The organism is Microbacterium enclense (genome assembly GCF_001456955.1).
In the GTDB taxonomy this organism is placed as follows: Bacteria; Actinomycetota; Actinomycetes; order Actinomycetales; family Microbacteriaceae; genus Microbacterium; species Microbacterium enclense.
On sequence record NZ_KQ758468.1, the window covers coordinates 385,724 to 401,859 of the forward strand.

At 70.9% G+C, this 16,136-nt stretch carries 14 protein-coding genes and 1 tRNA gene; 6 read left to right on the top strand and 9 right to left on the bottom strand.

The features are described from left to right. Positions 1–81 precede the first annotated feature (81 nt). Positions 82–1,464, top strand: a complete 1,383-nt coding sequence (locus tag AS029_RS05235) for an MFS transporter (protein ID WP_058231518.1) — start codon at positions 82–84, stop codon at positions 1,462–1,464. 378 nt (positions 1,465–1,842) lie between these two features. Here AS029_RS05235 and AS029_RS05240 read toward each other — a convergent pair. The 5 genes from AS029_RS05240 to AS029_RS05260 form a co-directional block, all read right to left on the bottom strand. After that, positions 1,843–1,915: transfer RNA gene (locus AS029_RS05240), tRNA-Ala, on the bottom strand. 42 nt (positions 1,916–1,957) lie between these two features. Next, positions 1,958–2,866 carry a hypothetical protein gene (locus tag AS029_RS05245; protein ID WP_058231519.1) on the bottom strand — a complete coding sequence of 303 codons (909 nt, stop codon included), beginning with the start codon at positions 2,864–2,866 and terminating at the stop codon, positions 1,958–1,960. After that, positions 2,863–3,573: an SOS response-associated peptidase gene (locus tag AS029_RS05250; protein ID WP_058231520.1), complete on the bottom strand. Its 711-nt coding sequence runs from the start codon at positions 3,571–3,573 to the stop codon at positions 2,863–2,865. Before AS029_RS05250 ends, AS029_RS05245 begins: the two co-directional genes overlap by 4 nt. 81 nt (positions 3,574–3,654) lie before the next feature. Further along, on the bottom strand, positions 3,655–4,695 hold the full coding sequence (locus AS029_RS05255) for an App1 family protein (RefSeq protein WP_058231521.1): 1,041 nt from the start codon (positions 4,693–4,695) through the stop codon (positions 3,655–3,657). Positions 4,696–4,700: 5 nt separating this feature from the next. Then, a complete protein-coding gene (locus AS029_RS05260; protein WP_058231522.1) occupies positions 4,701–5,381 on the bottom strand; it encodes a DedA family protein in 681 nt (226 codons plus the stop codon). A 42-nt stretch (positions 5,382–5,423) separates the two neighbouring features. Here AS029_RS05260 and AS029_RS05265 point away from each other — a divergent pair, with 42 nt between their 5' ends. Both AS029_RS05265 and leuS read left to right on the top strand, forming a co-directional pair. After that, positions 5,424–6,662 (top strand): anthranilate synthase component I family protein, encoded by a 1,239-nt coding sequence (locus AS029_RS05265; protein ID WP_058231523.1) that lies wholly within the window; start codon positions 5,424–5,426, stop codon positions 6,660–6,662. A gap of 65 nt (positions 6,663–6,727) precedes the next feature. Continuing rightward, the gene (gene leuS, locus AS029_RS05270) at positions 6,728–9,301 is read left to right on the top strand and encodes a leucine--tRNA ligase (RefSeq protein ID WP_058231524.1); all 2,574 of its coding nucleotides are present in this window, start codon (positions 6,728–6,730) and stop codon (positions 9,299–9,301) included. Between the two features lie 261 nt (positions 9,302–9,562). Here leuS and AS029_RS05275 read toward each other — a convergent pair whose 3' ends face one another. After that, a complete protein-coding gene (locus AS029_RS05275) occupies positions 9,563–10,060 on the bottom strand; it encodes a DUF2087 domain-containing protein (RefSeq protein ID WP_058231525.1) in 498 nt (165 codons plus the stop codon). Between the two features lie 108 nt (positions 10,061–10,168). On the opposite strand from AS029_RS05275, the gene AS029_RS05280 reads away from it, so the two are divergent. From AS029_RS05280 to holA, 3 genes are read left to right on the top strand one after another with little or no spacing between them, the layout of a single operon-like run. Next, positions 10,169–10,786: a ComEA family DNA-binding protein gene (locus AS029_RS05280; protein WP_058231526.1), complete on the top strand. Its 618-nt coding sequence runs from the start codon at positions 10,169–10,171 to the stop codon at positions 10,784–10,786. After that, positions 10,783–13,143: a ComEC/Rec2 family competence protein gene (locus AS029_RS05285; RefSeq protein WP_058231527.1), complete on the top strand. Its 2,361-nt coding sequence runs from the start codon at positions 10,783–10,785 to the stop codon at positions 13,141–13,143. Before AS029_RS05280 ends, AS029_RS05285 begins: the two co-directional genes overlap by 4 nt. Before the next feature lie 9 nt (positions 13,144–13,152). Next, positions 13,153–14,190: a DNA polymerase III subunit delta gene (gene holA / locus AS029_RS05290; RefSeq protein ID WP_058231528.1), complete on the top strand. Its 1,038-nt coding sequence runs from the start codon at positions 13,153–13,155 to the stop codon at positions 14,188–14,190. Positions 14,191–14,248: 58 nt separating this feature from the next. Here the strand turns inward: holA and AS029_RS05295 are convergent, their stop codons facing one another. From AS029_RS05295 to AS029_RS05305, 3 genes are all read right to left on the bottom strand, one after another. After that, entirely contained in the window at positions 14,249–14,494 is a 246-nt protein-coding gene (locus AS029_RS05295; RefSeq protein ID WP_058231529.1) for a hypothetical protein, read from the bottom strand. Positions 14,495–14,936: 442 nt separating this feature from the next. Continuing rightward, positions 14,937–15,197 (bottom strand): 30S ribosomal protein S20, encoded by a 261-nt coding sequence (gene rpsT / locus AS029_RS05300; protein ID WP_058231669.1) that lies wholly within the window; start codon positions 15,195–15,197, stop codon positions 14,937–14,939. Between the two features lie 119 nt (positions 15,198–15,316). Continuing rightward, positions 15,317–16,039 (bottom strand): alpha/beta fold hydrolase, encoded by a 723-nt coding sequence (locus AS029_RS05305; RefSeq protein WP_058231530.1) that lies wholly within the window; start codon positions 16,037–16,039, stop codon positions 15,317–15,319. Between the last annotated feature and the right edge of the window lie 97 nt (positions 16,040–16,136).

A 16,136-nucleotide genomic window follows, 5' to 3' on the forward strand; every position in this document is an offset into this window, starting at 1 on the left:
TGCATACGTCTCGTCGTCGCCGCCGGGATCGTGCAGCGGTGCGCGAGACGAGAACGAGTCCATCGACCGATCGGATCCTCCATGTCAACGACGACGACACCGGCCACCACGACCACGATTCCGACGAGCCTGCGACGCTCGATCTCGAACACCCTGAAGGGCTCGGCGGGCAATCTCGTCGAGTGGTACGACGTGTACGTCTACTCGGTGTTCGCGGTCTACTTCGAGTCGCAGTTCTTCAGCTCCGACGACAAGAACTCCACGATCTACGTGTGGGCGATCTTCGCCGTGACCTTCCTCATGCGTCCGATCGGCTCGTGGTTCTTCGGACGCTTCGCCGACCGATACGGCCGCCGCCTCTCGCTCACCGTGTCGGTCTCGCTGATGGCGTTCTGCTCGCTGGTGATCGCTTTCGCTCCCACGGCGGAGATGATCGGCGTCGGGGCGGTCGTCATCCTCGTCTTCGCCCGACTCGTGCAGGGATTCGCGACCGGCGGCGAGTACGGCACGAGCGCGACCTACATGTCCGAGGCCGCCATGCCGGGCCGTCGCGGCTTCCTCTCGTCGTTCCACTACGTCACCCTCGTCGGCGGGCACGTGCTGGCGCAGACGACGCTGCTGATCATGGTGCTGACCCTCGACGAGGAGGCGATCACGTCATGGGGCTGGCGCGTCGCCTTCGCCATCGGCGGCGTCGCGGCGGTCGCGGTCTTCTGGATGCGGCGCACCATGGACGAGTCGCTGGAGAAGAGCGTCATCGCCGACACGAAGTCGGGCCGGTCGAAGGACTCGGGCTCGATGCGCGACCTGCTCGTGAACAACTGGCGTCCGCTGCTGCTGTGCTTCGCGGTCACCGCGGGCGGCACGGTCGCGTTCTACACCTACTCGGTCACGGGCCCGAACATCGTCAAGACGGCCTTCTCGGGCGGCGACGTCGTCACCGGCACCGTCATCAACCTCATCGCCCTCACGGCGCTCATGCTCATGCAGCCGCTCGGCGGGTGGCTGAGCGACAAGGTCGGCCGCAAGTCGCTGCTGGTCTTCTTCGGCGTCGGCGGAGTGCTCTACACCTGGTTCCTCATCACGATGCTCCCGCAGCAGACCAACGAGTTCGCGGCGTTCGCGATCCTGCTGGGCGGTTTCGTCATCCTCACCGGATACACGTCGATCAACGCGCTCGTGAAGGCGCAGCTGTTCCCGACCCACGTGCGGGCGCTCGGCGTCGGCCTCGGGTACGCGCTGGCCAATTCGCTGTTCGGCGGCACGGCGCCGCTGCTGTACGCCGGAGCGCAGACCACCGAGCAGGTGCCGTTGTTCATCGTGTACGTGACGGTCATCATCGCCGCCTCGCTCGCGGTGTACGTCTTCGCGCTGCGCAACAAGGCGCCCAACTGGCTCGACGACGAACTCGTCATGCGCGAGGCGCAGCAGACGAAGACCCGCGTGCCGGTCTCGTCGCGCTGACCCGACCGCGCGGGCGTCCCTCTTCCGTCGAGGGGCGTCCGCGCGTCCGCGCGAGACGGGGGAGGGATGCCATGTCACCCACGCCCACGCGGCGTCCAACGCCCCGGCGGCTCGATCTCTCGGTGCGCCGGGACCCCGACGCGCCGCGCCGTGAGGTCCCTGAGCCTGTCGAAGGGACCGGCAGCCACGGGCGTTCCGTAAGGGTGAGGATGGCGTGCGGCTCGACGTTCTCGTCGCGCCGCGAGGTCCCCGACGCGCCGCGCCGTGAGGTCCCTGAGCCTGTCGAAGGGACCGGGAGCCCGTCGAAGGGAAGGGAGCGGACCGCCGCGATCCCGAAACGAGGAAAGCCCCCGCCGAAGCGGGGGCTTTCTCTCTGGGTGGACCTGAGGGGACTCGAACCCCTGACCCCCTGCATGCCATGCAGGTGCGCTACCAGCTGCGCCACAGGCCCGTGTTTTTTGTTTTCCGCCCCGTTCGAGGCAACTCCATGAGCTTACAACACAGTTCGCGACGGCAAGAAATCCGCGCCGCCGGGCGTGTCGCCGATGCCCGTGACGGCGTCGATGACGGCCCGGCGGAGCAGCTGCCCGCGCTCGCTCAGAGCCCGCTGACGGATGACGTACTCGGCCTTGCCGTCGGCGGTCTCGATGGCCACGGGGCGGTACCCCCAGACGGTCAGATCGTAGGGCGACGCCTCCATGTCGAGCGTGCGGATGTCGCGTGCGAGGGCGAACGCGTCGAGCAGCAGCGTGCCCGGGACGAGCGGTCCGAGTTTGACCGCCCACTTGTACACGTCCATGCCGGCGTGGAGGCACCCGGGCTGCTCGTGCTCGGCCTGGCCGTCGCGCGAAAGGAGCCGGCGGTTGCGCGGCACCGCGTCAGGGGTGAAGAAGCGGAACGCGTCGAAGTGCGTGCACTTGAGGTCGTGCGTCTCGACGACCGCGTCGGTGCCGTCACGGCCCAGACGCAGGGGAACGGCGTGCCGCACCTCGTCGGCACGGTAGGCCATCGCCCACTCGTGCAGACCGAAGCAGCCGAACTGCGCCGGACGGTCGCGCGTCGCCCGCAGCAGGTTCACGACCCCGCGGTACAGCGACCCGCGTTCGACGCGGAAGCGCGCGGCATCCACCTCGACGCCGTCACCGTGCGAGAGGTACCACCGCCACCCGGCGCGCTCCGGCGCGTCGGCGAGCACGACGCCGGGCCCGGGATGCCAGCGCCGGAGGACGGCGGGCTTGTACGAGTAGTACGTGAACAGGAAGTCCTCGACCGGATGCTTCTCGGCGCGGCTCGCGCGCGCACGATGGTCGGCCGTGAGCGCGTCGGCGCGCTCCGCGTGCGCGGCCGCGGCGGCGGTCCACTCCGCGCGGGTCAGCGTGGGGGTGTCGACCAGCGTGCTCACTCGACCGCTTCGATGAGGTCGGGGGAATCGTTGCGCACGTTGCCGACCGCGGGCGAGACGACATGGTCGTCGAGGGTCTCGGCGACATCGGGGGCGGCGTCGATCGCGGCATCCAAGATGTCGCCGACGTTCTCGGTGGTGGGATCGAGCCACGCGTCGGCGAAGTCGGGATCCATGAACAGGGGCATGCGGTCGTGGATCGACCCGAGCCGTCCGATGGAGTCGCGCGTGAGGATCGTGCAGCTCAGCACCCATCGGGCCGGGTCGTCGTCGGCGAGCGCGGGGTCTTTCCACCACTCGTAGAGCCCGGCGAAGAACAGCGGCGAGCCGTCGGCCGGGTGGATGTAGTGGGGCGTCTTGCCCGCGTCGGTGGTCTTCCACTCGTAGTACCCGGACGCCGGGATCACCGCGCGGCGCTTGATGAGGGCGTTGCGGAACATCGGCTTTTCTTCGACCTCTTCGGACCGGGCGTTGAACGCCCGCGCGCCGATCTTGACGTCTTTCGCCCATCCGGGTACGAGACCCCACCGCGCGACCTCGAGCCGCCGCACGGGCGGCTCGCTCTTGATCGAGTCGAGCACGATGCCGACGCGCGAGGTCGGTGCGATGTTGTACGACGGCGGGGGCAGCTCGTCGGCCTCGACGTCGACGCGCAGCACCCCCACGAGCTCGGATGCCACATTGGCCACGACGAATCGACCGCACATGCTTCCACCGTACGCGCACCCTCCGACATCGCGTCCGGCCGGGTGCGCCGGCGGCATCCGGCAACGCCGACCGCGGGCGGGTCAGGCGTCGCGCGAAATGACCCCGACGTCCTGCAGGCGGTCGAGCAGCGCCGCGCCGTCGGAGCCGGTCACCCACGGCACCTCTGCGGCGGAGTGGTCGTCGACCACCGTGCGCCCACCGGCGAGCACGGCCTCGGCGGGCAGCAGGCGGCGGATGGCGACGGCCGCGACGCTCTGCGGCCGTTCGATCGCGAAACCGGTGTAGATCGCATCGTCGTGCTGGCCGTCGTCGCCGACGAGCAGCCACTTCACGTGCGGGAACTCCTGCGCGATGCGGCGGAGGCTCACTTCTTTGTGGTCGCGGCCGCTGCGGAACCAGCGGTCGTGCGTCGGTCCCCAGTCGGTGAGCAGGAACGACCCCGAGGGGAACAGGTGCCGGCGCATGAAGCGCGTCAGCGTCGGCGCGACGTTCCAGGCTCCGGTGGAGAGGTAGATGACCGGCGTCCCCGGATGCTCGCGCGTGAGGCGCTCGAGCATCACGGCCATGCCGGGCACGGGCTGACGCGCGTGCTCGTCGACGACGAACGAGTTCCAGGCCGCGAGCAGCGGGCGGGGGAGGGCGGTGACCATGACGGTGTCGTCGATGTCGCTGACGACGCCGAAGCGCACGTCGGCGCCCACGATGAACACGCGCGTCTCGGTCGGCTCGCTGCCCTCCACCGACATCGTCACGGTCTGCCACCCGGGCGCAAGCGTCGCGGGGAGCTTCGCGTCGATGACGCCGCCGCGGTCGGCCGCAAGGCGATGGGTGACACCGTCGATGACCACGTCGACCTTGGCCATGCCGACCGGCACGGCAGCGAAACTGCGCCACCCGCGGAGGCTGGCGAACTCGCCGGTGGACGTGCGCTTCTGCGGCGGGGCGATGAGCACCCGCCCGAGGACGCGGACCCATTCCTCGGTGCCGTAGCCGGGGAAGCCCACAACGGAGGGCCGCAGGCCGCGGGCGCGGGCCCGCTTCTCGCGCCATCGGTGGAAGCGGCGCTCGAGGCGGGCGAACCAGAGCACCTTGACGCGGGTGGAGCGTGGAGATCGAGGCATCGGCCTCAGTCTTTCACGTCGCCGTCCGCCTGTTCGAGGATCTGATCGTCATCAGCGAGGTGTCGGCGCTCCGCGCGCTCGATGAGCTTCTTGCCCACGAAGACGAGCACGAGGAAGACGACCAGGATGCCGACGAAGATGTACCCGGCGTAGTGCAGCTGGTCCGCGAGTTCGCGGTAGGTGCCGGCCGCGGTCGCCGCCACCGAAATGTACAGCCCCGCCCAGATCACGCACGCCGGGGTCGTCCAGGCGAGGAAGCGCCGGTAGCTGTAACCGCTCATGCCCACCGTGAGCGGCACGAGCGAGTGCAGGACGGGCAGGAACCGCGACAGGAAGATCGCCAGCCCGCCGCGGCGGCGGAGGTACCGATCGGCGCGGTTCCAATTGCGCTCGCCCAGCTTGCGACCGAGCCGCGACGCCCGGATGCGCGGACCGAAGTAGCGTCCGAGCCAGAACCCGAAGCTCTCGCCGAGAAGCGCGCCCACCACCACGGCCGCCGCCAGCACGACTCCTTCGAGCGGCGACCCGACGGCCGTGCCCGCGACGATCACCATCGTGTCGCCGGGGACGATGAGACCGACCAGCACGCTCGTCTCGAGCATGACCGCGATGCCGGCGATGACGGTGCGCAGCACGGGGTCGACGTTCTGGACGACGTCGAGCAGCCACGTGAGGATCTCGTTCACCCCCGTCAGCCTAGAGCCGTCGCTCACCCCTAGCCTGGGAGCGTGCCGCACTCCGCCCCCTCGTTCGCCCGCGCCGCGTGGGTCGACCCCGAGGCGGCATTCCTGCACCTGTTCGCCGACGCCCCGCACGCCTTCTGGCTCGACGCGGGTCCGGCCGCCACCGCCGGATGGAGCTGGATGGGCACGGGGCACCTCGACGCGTCGTCCCACCCGATGGAGCAGGATGCCGCGGCATCCGGTGCCCTCGCCGGCGAAGCCGGTCCGTTCCGCGGCGGATGGGTCGGCTGGCGCACGTACGAGGGCGAGGGGGCGTGGCTGCGCGTCGACGCGATGCTCGCCTTCGACCACGCGTCGCGGCAGGTGTTCGCCATCGGCGACCCGGCGCTCGCCGAGCGCACCGCCGACGCCCCGGCGCCCCGAGACGTCGCCCCCGCCGACGATCGCGGCGTGGCATCCGCCCGCGTCACCCCCGAACGCTACGCCGAGCTCATCGCCGCGTGCCGCGACCGCATCCGCGAGGGCGACGCCTACCAGCTGTGCCTCACCACGCGCTTCACCGTCGCCGGGCCCACGGATGCGCTCGCCGTATTCCGGCGGCTCCGCCGCGCGTCGACCTCGCACCACGCCGGCTTCGTGCGCATCGCGGAGACGACGTTGGTGAGCGCGTCGCCCGAGCGCTTCCTCGAGGTGCGCGGCGGCGCCGTGCACACGCACCCGATCAAGGGCACCCGTCCTCGCGCGGCCGATCCGGCGCGCGATGCGGCCCTCGCCGACGACCTGCGGACGGATGCCAAGGAGCGCGCCGAGAACGTCATGATCGTCGACCTGATGCGCAACGACCTCTCGCGCGTGTGCGAGCCGTCGACGGTGGGCGTCGACCGGCTGCTCGAGGTCGAGAGCTACCCGCACGTGCACCAGCTCGTCAGCGAGGTGTCGGGCCGGCTGACGGTCGGCACGACGATCGGCGCGCTGCTCGACGCCACGTTTCCGGCCGGCAGCATGACCGGTGCGCCGAAGGAGTCGGCGATGCACATCCTCGCCGACCTCGAGGCCGCCCCGCGGGGACTGTACTCGGGGGCGTTCGGGTGGATCGGCGACGACGGTGCCGCGGATCTCGCCATGGTGATCCGCAGCATCGTCGTACACCCGGATGCCGCCTGGGTCGGCGCCGGGGGAGGGATCACGTGGCGGTCGGTCGCGGCATCCGAGGTCGCCGAGGTCGGGATCAAGGCGCGCGCCCCGCTCGCGGCCCTCGGGGCCGAGGTGCCGCCCGGGTGGTGACGCGCGGTTCCGATAGCCTGGACGCTGGCCTCGCGGCCTCCCGACTCACACGATTGGCTTTCCCCGTGTCTCAGAACTCCGCACCCGACGCCCGCGACGGTGGCTTCGACACCCACGCCATCCAGGCGAAGTGGCAGCAGGCGTGGGCCGAGAAAGACCCGTTCCGCGCCGGCGGCGACGACGACACCCGTCCCCGCAAGTACGTGCTCGCGATGTTCCCGTACCCCTCGGGCGACCTGCACATGGGGCACGCCGAGAACTACCTCTACTCCGACATCGTGGCCCGGTTCTGGCGTCACCGCGGCTACAACGTGCTCAACCCGATCGGGTGGGACTCGTTCGGCCTGCCCGCCGAGAACGCCGCCATCAAGCGCGGCGCCGACCCCGTCGAGTGGACCTACGCCAACATCGCCCAGCAGAAGGCGAGCCTGAAGGACTACGGCGTCTCGTTCGACTGGAGCCGGGTGCTGCACACCAGCGACCCCGAGTACTACCGCTGGAATCAGTGGCTGTTCCAGAAGCTGTACGAGAAGGGCCTGGCGTACCGCAAGGACGCACTGGTCAACTGGGACCCGGTAGACCAGACCGTGCTCGCCAACGAGCAGGTGCTGCCCGACGGCACCTCGGAGCGCAGCGGCGCCGTCGTGGTCAAGAAGAAGCTGACGCAGTGGTTCCTGCGCATCACCGACTACGCCGACCGCCTGCTCGACGACCTGAACCAGCTCGAGGGCTTCTGGCCGAGCAAGGTCATCCAGATGCAGCGCAACTGGATCGGCCGCTCGGTCGGCGCCGACATCGAGTTCGAGATCGAGGGCCGCGACGAGAAGATCACGGTCTTCTCCACGCGCCCCGACACGCTGCACGGCGCGACGTTCTTCGTCGTGGCGCCCGAGTCCGACCTCGCGGCCGAGCTCGCGGCATCCGCTGATCAGGGCGTGCGCGAGACGTTCGAGGCGTACCTGGCGCAGGTGCAACGAGCGACAGACATCGAGCGTCAGGCCACCGACCGCCCCAAGACCGGCGTGTTCCTCGGCCACTACGCGATCAACCCCGTCAACGGCGAGAAGCTGCCGATCTGGGCTGCGGACTACGTGCTGGCCGACTACGGTCACGGCGCCGTCATGGCCGTGCCCGCGCACGACCAGCGCGACCTCGACTTCGCCCGCGCGTTCGACCTGCCCGTCAAGGTGGTCGTCGACACGAACGCCCCGATCACGGGGGCGATCCCGGTCATCGAGCTGAACGACGACGGCGTGCCGATCGACCCGCTGGGCGACATCGACGACCTCGACCCGGTGAAGACCGGCATCGCGCTGACCGGTGACGGTCGCATGATGAACTCGGGCTCGCTGAACGGACTGTCCAAGCGTCACGCGATCGCCCGCATGATCGAGGAGCTCGAGGCCAAGGGCGTCGGCCGTGCGGCCAAGACCTACCGCTTGCGCGACTGGCTGATCTCGCGCCAGCGCTACTGGGGCACGCCCATTCCGATGCTGCACGGCGAAGACGGGTCGATCACGCCCGTGCCGGCCGACCAGCTGCCGGTCGTGCTGCCCTCTGTCGAGGGTCTCGACCTGAAGCCCAAGGGCACCTCGCCGCTGGGAGCTGCGACCGAGTGGGTGCAGGTCACCGACCCCGAGACGGGTCAGACGCTGCTGCGCGACCCCGACACGATGGACACCTTCGTCGACAGCTCGTGGTACTACCTGCGCTTCCTGTCGCCGAACAGCGAGACCGAGGCGTTCTCGGGTCGCGAGGCGGCGAAGTGGGGTCCGGTCGACTTCTACATCGGCGGTGTCGAGCACGCGATCCTGCACCTGCTGTACGCGCGCTTCATCACCAAGGCGCTGTTCGACATGGGCCTGGTGGAGTTCACCGAGCCGTTCTCGAGCCTCATCAACCAGGGCATGGTCATCCTCGACGGCGCCAAGATGTCGAAGAGCAAGGGCAACCTCGTGCTGTTCCAGGAGGAGCTCGACGCCCACGGCGCCGACGCCCTGCGCGTCGCCCTCGCCTTCGCGGGCCCGGTGGAAGACGATAAAGACTGGAACGACGTCTCGACCACGGGGGCGGCGAAGTTCCTCGCCCGCGCCCTGCGCATCGCGCACGACGTCGACAGCGAGACCGACGTCGTGTGGGCCGAGGGCGACAAGGCGCTCCGCCGCGCGACGCACCGTCTGCTGGCCGAGGCGTCGAACCTCGTCGAGCAGACGAAGTTCAACGTCGTCGTTGCGCGCCTGATGGAGCTGGTCAACGTCACCCGCAAGACCATCGACGGCGCGGCCGGCGCGAGCGACCCCGCCGTGCGCGAGGCCGCCGAGGTCATCGCGATGACCCTCGACCTGTTCGCGCCGCACACGGCCGAAGAGATGTGGCAGACGCTCGGCTACGACGGCTTCGTGGGTCTTACGACCTGGCGTCAGGCCGACCCGACCCTGCTCGTCGAAGACAACGTCGTGGCCGTCGTGCAGATCGACGGCAAGGTGCGCGGCACGCTCGAGGTCTCGGCCAAGATCGGCGCCGACGAGCTGGAGAAGCTCGCCCGCGCCGACGAGAAGGTGCGCCGGGCGCTGGGCGAGCGCGAGATCGTGCGCGCGGTGGTGCGCCCGCCGAAGGTGGTCAGCTTCTCGACGAAGTAAGCGTCGATAGCCGGATGCCACGTCGGCCGGCTCTCTGCGGAGGGTCGGGCGGCGTGGCATCCGGTGTTTGTGTGACGGTGCCATGAGGGGGCTGTCGGAGCCTCACGGGCTTCTCACACGAATGCCACGTCCCCCGGCGCTGTGCGTCTCGCGGGGTCGCGGAATCCGGTGTGACGAATGCCACGTCCCCCGGCGCTGTGCGGTTCACGGGGTCGTGGCAACCGGCGTCGTGCCGCTCCCCGCGTGCAGAACGCGGCGTGCTCATGGCGCGAGCCGATAGACGCGGCCGTCGCGGCTGCGCACGAGGAGTCCGGCGTCGACGAGGTGGCGGCGCATCGACACGGGGTCGTCGACCATGACAGCGAGCTTCTCCGTCACCTCGGTCTCGGTGACCGTCCGACCGGGCGTCATCAGGCGCTCGGCGATATGCGCGAGCACCGCCTCGCGGTCAGCCGCGCGCGATGGATAGACCGTCAACCGTCCGTTCGCGAAGAAGCGGTCGACGCCGGCGGGTCGCACCGCCGACGGCACCGCCGCGAGAGCGCTGCGGAAGACCTCCGCTTCCACGCGCCAGCCACCGTCGATCGGCGCGACGAGACGCGCCGACTGCAGAGTGTCGAGCACGCGGCGGCGCCGGCCGGGAGACAGCGGGGCCAGGGCCATGTCGATGGAGTCGCCGAGCACGAGGTGCGCGTAGACCTCGCGCGCCCGGTCATCGGCGAGGGCTGCGACGATGCCGCGCCAGGAGTTCTCGGACATCCGTCCAGGCTAGGCGCGGCTTCTCCCCGGGTCACGGATTCCCGGGCGCATCCACGGATCGGGCGATGTCGACGACGGCGCGCGGGCTCGGCTGTCTAGCTTCGTGCCGTGACCGAGACACCCCCGACCGACGGAGCGAGCGAGCGCCTGCCGCCGCGCACGCGGCTCGGCATCGGTGCGGTCATCGTGTTGGTGCTGCTGGCGTTCGCGGTCACGATCGGCATCGGGATGCTGCGCGGTACGACGGGGACGCAGGTCGTCGAGCCCGTGTCGACGACCTCGTCGACGCCGCAGCTCCCCGCCCAGGTCGGCCTTTACGTCCACGTCGCGGGGGCCGTGCGGGACGCGGGACTTTACCGCCTCGACGCCGGCGATCGCGTGGCAGACGCCATCGCGCGGGCGGGCGGCTTCGCCGACGACGCGGCCCGCGATGCCGTGAACCTGGCGCGACAGGTTGCCGACGGTGAGCAGATCGTCGTGCCGGTGGTCGGCGCGGAGCCGTCCGGCAGCACGCCGGACGGTGGCGCCGGCGATGGATTGATCGATCTGAACACGGCGACCCGTGAGCAGCTCGACACCCTGCCCCGCGTGGGTCCCGCGATGGCCGACCGCATCATCGCGTGGCGCGAGGCGAACGGCCGCTTCACGAATGTGGACGATCTGCAGTCCGTGCCGGGCTTCGGTGACAAGATGCTCGCGGCTCTCCGCGACCTGGTGCGGGTGTGAAGGCGCTGCGACGCCGGACGCTCCGCGCGGTCTCGGTCGCGGCGGCGACGTGGGTCGGCGCGGGCGTGGCGACGTCGATTCCGGATGCCATCCTCCTCGCTGTCTCCTGCGCTGTCCTGTCCTGCCTGATCACCGCCGTCCTCGTGCGCTGGCGTCATCCGGCGGTCGTGGTCGCCGCCGTCGCGTTGGCGTGCGCCGCCGCTACGGCGGGGACGGTGGCATCCCTCGCTCCCGTCCGGCCGCAGATCGCTGCGCTGCAGGCTGAGGGCGGTCGCCACCTCGAGCTCGAGGTGACGGTCACCGGGCGCATCGACGGGTCGGCGGACGGGGGAGCGTGGTTCGACGCGGTGGCCTCGACGGTGCGCGCGGGCGACGCGGCCGTGGCCGGCGCCATCCCCGCCCGCGTGCTCGTCGACGCCGAGGGCAGATCCGCCCTGACACGGGCCAGCATGGGAAGCGTCGTGGCCGTGACCGGCAGAGCGATCCCGGCCGAGCCGGGTGAGCGGGCGGCGCTGGTCGTGCGCGCGGGCGCCGTCGTCTCGGCCACGGAGCCGGCCGGCGTCTGGGCGTGGTTCGAGAACCTGCGCGACGAACTCGTCGCCTCGACGAGAGGACTGCCGCAGCCCGGCGCCGGGCTCGTCCCGGGGCTCGCCGTCGGCGATACGTCGGGTCTGGATGCGGCGACCGAGAGCGCCATGAACGCCTCGTCGCTCTCGCACCTGACCGCCGTCTCGGGTGCCAACTGCGCGATCGTCGTCGGCGCGGCCTTCGCGCTCCTCGCACTGTGCGGCGCGTCACGGGGGCTCCGCGTCGTCGGAGCGTTCACCGTGCTCGCCGCCTTCGTCGCCCTCGTCACGCCGGAGCCGAGCGTGGTGCGGGCCGCGGCCATGGCATCCGTCGCCATGCTCGCGCTCGCCCTGGGGCGCCCCGCCATCGGAATCGCGGTGCTGTCGCTCGCGGTCACCGTTCTGCTGGTGATCGACCCGTGGCTGGCGCGATCCCTCGGCTTCGCGCTCTCCGCCGCGGCGACGGGCGCTCTGCTCCTGCTCGCTCGCCCGCTGGCCGGCGGACTCGAGCGATGGATGCCACGCGCCCTCGCTCTCGCGATCGCCGTGCCGACGTCGGCGCAGCTCGTCTGCGGGCCCCTGATCGTGCTGATCGACCCGCACGTGCCGCTCCTCGGCATTGCGGCGAACCTCGTCGCCGATCCGGCGGCCGCTCCGGCCACCATCGCCGGAGCGCTGGCCTGCATCGCCCCCTTCCCGTGGCTGCGCGACGGGCTGACCGCGCTGGCGTGGGTCCCGGCGGCGTGGATCGCCGCGGTGGCGCACACGAGCGCATCGGTCGCCGCGCAGAACCTGCCATGGCCGGACGGGCTCATCGGTGCGGCGTTGCTCGCCCTCGTCGGGGTGGCCGTCTGTCTCGTGATCGTCCGGCCGAGACGTCTGCCCCGCCTGGTGGGCGTCGCCACCGCGGCGATGGCGGTCGTCGTGGGTCTCGTGCTGGGCGGCGCCGCCGTGCGCACGGTGGCGGGCCCGCTGACGGTGCCGTCGGCCTGGCAGGTCGCGATGTGCGACGTCGGGCAAGGAGACGCGACGCTCTGGCGCTCCGGGACCGCTGTCGCCCTGGTCGACACGGGTCCCGCGCCCGAGGCTCTCGCTCGCTGTCTGACGCAGTTCGGCATCGAGCGACTCGACCTCCTCGTGCTGACCCACTTCGACCTCGACCACGTCGGCGGTTCGCCCGCCGTGATCGGGTACGCTGCGCTCGTCGTGCACGGTCCCACCGACGGCGACGCCGACCGGCGGTTGCTCGATCGCTTCGAGGCCGCGGGCGCACGGCTGCAGGAGGCGACGACCGGCACGAGCGGAACGCTCGGCGCGACCCGCTGGCAGGCTCTCGGACCGCCTCCCCGTGCAGCGCCCGGCAACGATGCGAGCGTCGCGATCGACATCGCCGGTATGGGCTTCCCCCGCACCGTGATGCTCGGAGACCTCGGCGAACGTTCGCAAGCGGCGTTGCGCACGCGCGTCGACGTCCCCCGCGTGCAGGTCGTCAAGGTCTCGCACCACGGCAGCGCGGATCAGGATGCCGCACTGTACCGGGCGCTGCACCCCGCGGTCAGCCTGATCGGTGTCGGCGCCGACAACCGGTACGGGCACCCGACGGAGAAGCTGCTGGCGATGGTGACCGCCCTCGGCGCGACGGTCGGCCGGACGGACCAGGACGGCGCGCTGGCCGTGTGGGTCGACGGCGACGGCGGCCTCGCGCTGTGGCGGGAACGGGCAAGCGTCGGAGCTGTCGCCGCCTCGCCCGCTCGTGAGCCTCCGAGACGGGATGTCGGAGCCGGTCGGTAGGCTGGGGGAGTGACTCCGGCCCCTCGACGCGCAGCCCCTGCGAAGGCGAAGTCGGCCATCCCGCAGGTGTCGTGGCGCAGCCCGCAGCCGGCGCCGATCGTGCTCGTCTCGGGTCCTGAAGAAGTCTGCGCCGAGCGCGCGACGGCCGGCATCCGGGCCATGCTGAAGAGCGAAGACCCGAGCCTCGAGGTCACCGACATCCGCGCCGACGACTACGCCGCCGGCACCCTGCTGAGCGTCACCTCGCCGTCATTGTTCGGCGAGCCCCGGCTCGTCCGGGTGACCGGGGTCGAGAAGTGCAGCGACACCTTCCTCACCGAGGCGGTGTCGTACCTGGCCCACCCGCAAGACGGCGCGACCGTCGTTCTGCGGCACACCGGAGCGAGCGTGCGCGGCAAGAAGCTGCTCGACGGCATCCGATCCGGCCAGGGTGGCGGCATCGAGATCGCCTGTCCCGCCGTCAAGCGCGACTCCGACCGGTTCGACTTCGCCGTCGGCGAGTTCAAGGCGGCGCAGAAGCGCATCGCGCCCGTCGCCCTGCGGTCGCTCGTCTCCGCCTTCGCCGATGACCTCACCGAGCTCGCCGCCGCCTGCCAGCAGCTCATCGCCGATGTGCCCGGCGACATCGACGAGCGTACGGTCGAGCGGTACTACGGCGGTCGCGTCGAGACGTCCGCCTTCACCGTGGCCGACACCGCCATCGCCGGTCAGTACGGGCCCGCGCTGCTCGCGTTGCGGCACGCCCTGGCATCCGGAGCCGACCCCGTGCCCCTCGTCGCCGCCGTCGCCATGAAGCTGCGCACGATGGCACGCGTCGCCGGCACCCGTGAGTCGTCTTCGATGCTCGCCCAGCGGCTTGGCATGAAGGACTGGCAGGTCGATCGCGCCCGCCGCGACCTGGTCGGCTGGACGGGCAACACGCTCGGCATGGCCATCCACGCCACCGCCCGCGCCGACGCCGAGGTCAAGGGCGCATCGCGCGACCCCGTGTTCGCGCTCGAACGCATGATCACGATCATCGCCACCCGCGCGCCCTACGGCGACTGACAGGCGACGGGGCGGAGAGAGCTCTGCCCGGCAGGCCGCCGGGCACCCTCGCCGGTCGTCAGGGCCGCGCGAGGTGCCGCGCGAGGAACGTCGCCGCCATCAACGTCAGCCGCGGCTCCGCCCGCCGAAGGTCTCTCACGACAGCGACCTCGCCGTGCTCGGGCGTCGATACCGCGGCCGCCCACCGCATGGCCGGCTCGGGCGGCTGCCCACCCTCCGGAACCTGACCGCCGAACAGCTCCACGAGTCGGTGACGGGGGTCTTCCCGGTCACCGAACATCTTCGCCGCGCGTTCGCTCTGCATGTCGCACCTCCTGGCATCCACGCTACGAACGCCGTTGGGTGGAACGCATCCGCCTGAGGGATGAGTCGATGCGACCCCAGACGCATCCGCATACGTCGGGTCGTCCCCCCGCCTGCGCTGACGAACGGGATCGATGGTGGCACCGCACCGCGAGAGGACCGATGGTGCCCAAGGGAGGAGATTCGGTCACGGGAGGACCAAGAGGCGCCCGAGCATCCTCCGCTCGCCCCATCTCCTCCGCTCCGCCGCACAGCGCCCGCTGAGCGCCCCCGGACACTCGGTGCGCGCTGAGGGCGCGTCGCGCCACCGCCGTCCCGCTCAGCCGCGGCGCGTCGCGCAACAGGCGGAGTGCCTCCGCCTTCGACGATCACGCACCATCGCCGCAGAAACGACGAAGCCCGCCCCGCCGAGGCGGGACGGGCTGTCGAAGAAGGGAGACGGCTCAGAGAGCGGCGACCGCCTTCGCGATGGCCGACTTGCGGTTCGCGGCCTGGTTCTGGTGGATGACACCCTTGCTCACGGCCTTGTCGAGCTTGCGGGTCGCCGACAGAAGGGCCTTCTCGGCGGCCTCCTTGTCACCGGCCAGGATGGCCTCGCGGGTGCGACGCACGTGCGTCTTCAGCTCGCTCTTGACGGCCTTGTTGCGCTCGTGCGCCTTCTCGTTGGTCTTGTTGCGCTTGATCTGCGACTTGATGTTCGCCACGTCGACGGTCTTTCGTTTGAAATGGGTGTTGGATGTGCCGGGCGAGCGGTAGAGGGGCGCTGCACCGGCGATCGTGGAGGTCGGGAAAAACCCCACACGCAAGCCAAGAGCCGAGTCTATCAGTTAGACGCTTCCACCGTGGCGAGCGCCACGTTCAGCACCGCGTTGAACACCCCGGGCCGCATCGCAGTCACGAGATGGGTGGTGCGCGGCACCACGACGAGCTCCGCGTGGCGGGCCACAGACAGGAACAGCTTCTCGTTCATCCGCAGCTGATCCCACTGGCCGTTGACGAACCACAGCGGGATCTCGATCCGGCGAAGGGATGCCAGCAGGTCGAGCACCGAGAGCGAGGCGAGCGCCGTGTCCTGCGCGTCGAAGGCGTACCCGCCGGCTCCGAAGTCGGGACGCGTCTCCGGCGGCAGCGTGCGATCCAGCACACGGTTGGTGAGCCCCAGACCGCGGTCGGGGAGGCTGTCGAAGCGCCGCGTGAAGAACCGGTAGGCCGCAAGCCCCGCACCGCGCGGGATCGACGTGCACGACGCCGCCACGAGGGCAGCCACCGGCGGCGCCTCCTCCCGGCCGACGTACTCGATGCACAGCAGCCCGCCCATCGAGTGCCCGACGAGGAGGACGGGACCGCGGGTCGCGGCATCCTGGACCGCTCGGTCGATCGTGGCGAACGCCTCGTCGAGGGTGAACTCCTCGCCGCGGCGCGTCCCGTGTCCCGGAAGGTCCACCGCGACCGCCGCCGTTCCGCGCTCGGCGAGGAAGGCGAGTTGCGCGCGCCACATGGTGGCGGAGGTGCGGATGCCGTGCACGAACACGACCTGAACCGCCATGGCATCCACTGTAGAAGCCGTGGCGCGGGCGGCGGGCTCGAGATCACGCGGGGAGGCACGAGCGCGGGGTCTCGCAACGTCGCGCGCGCTCACGGCT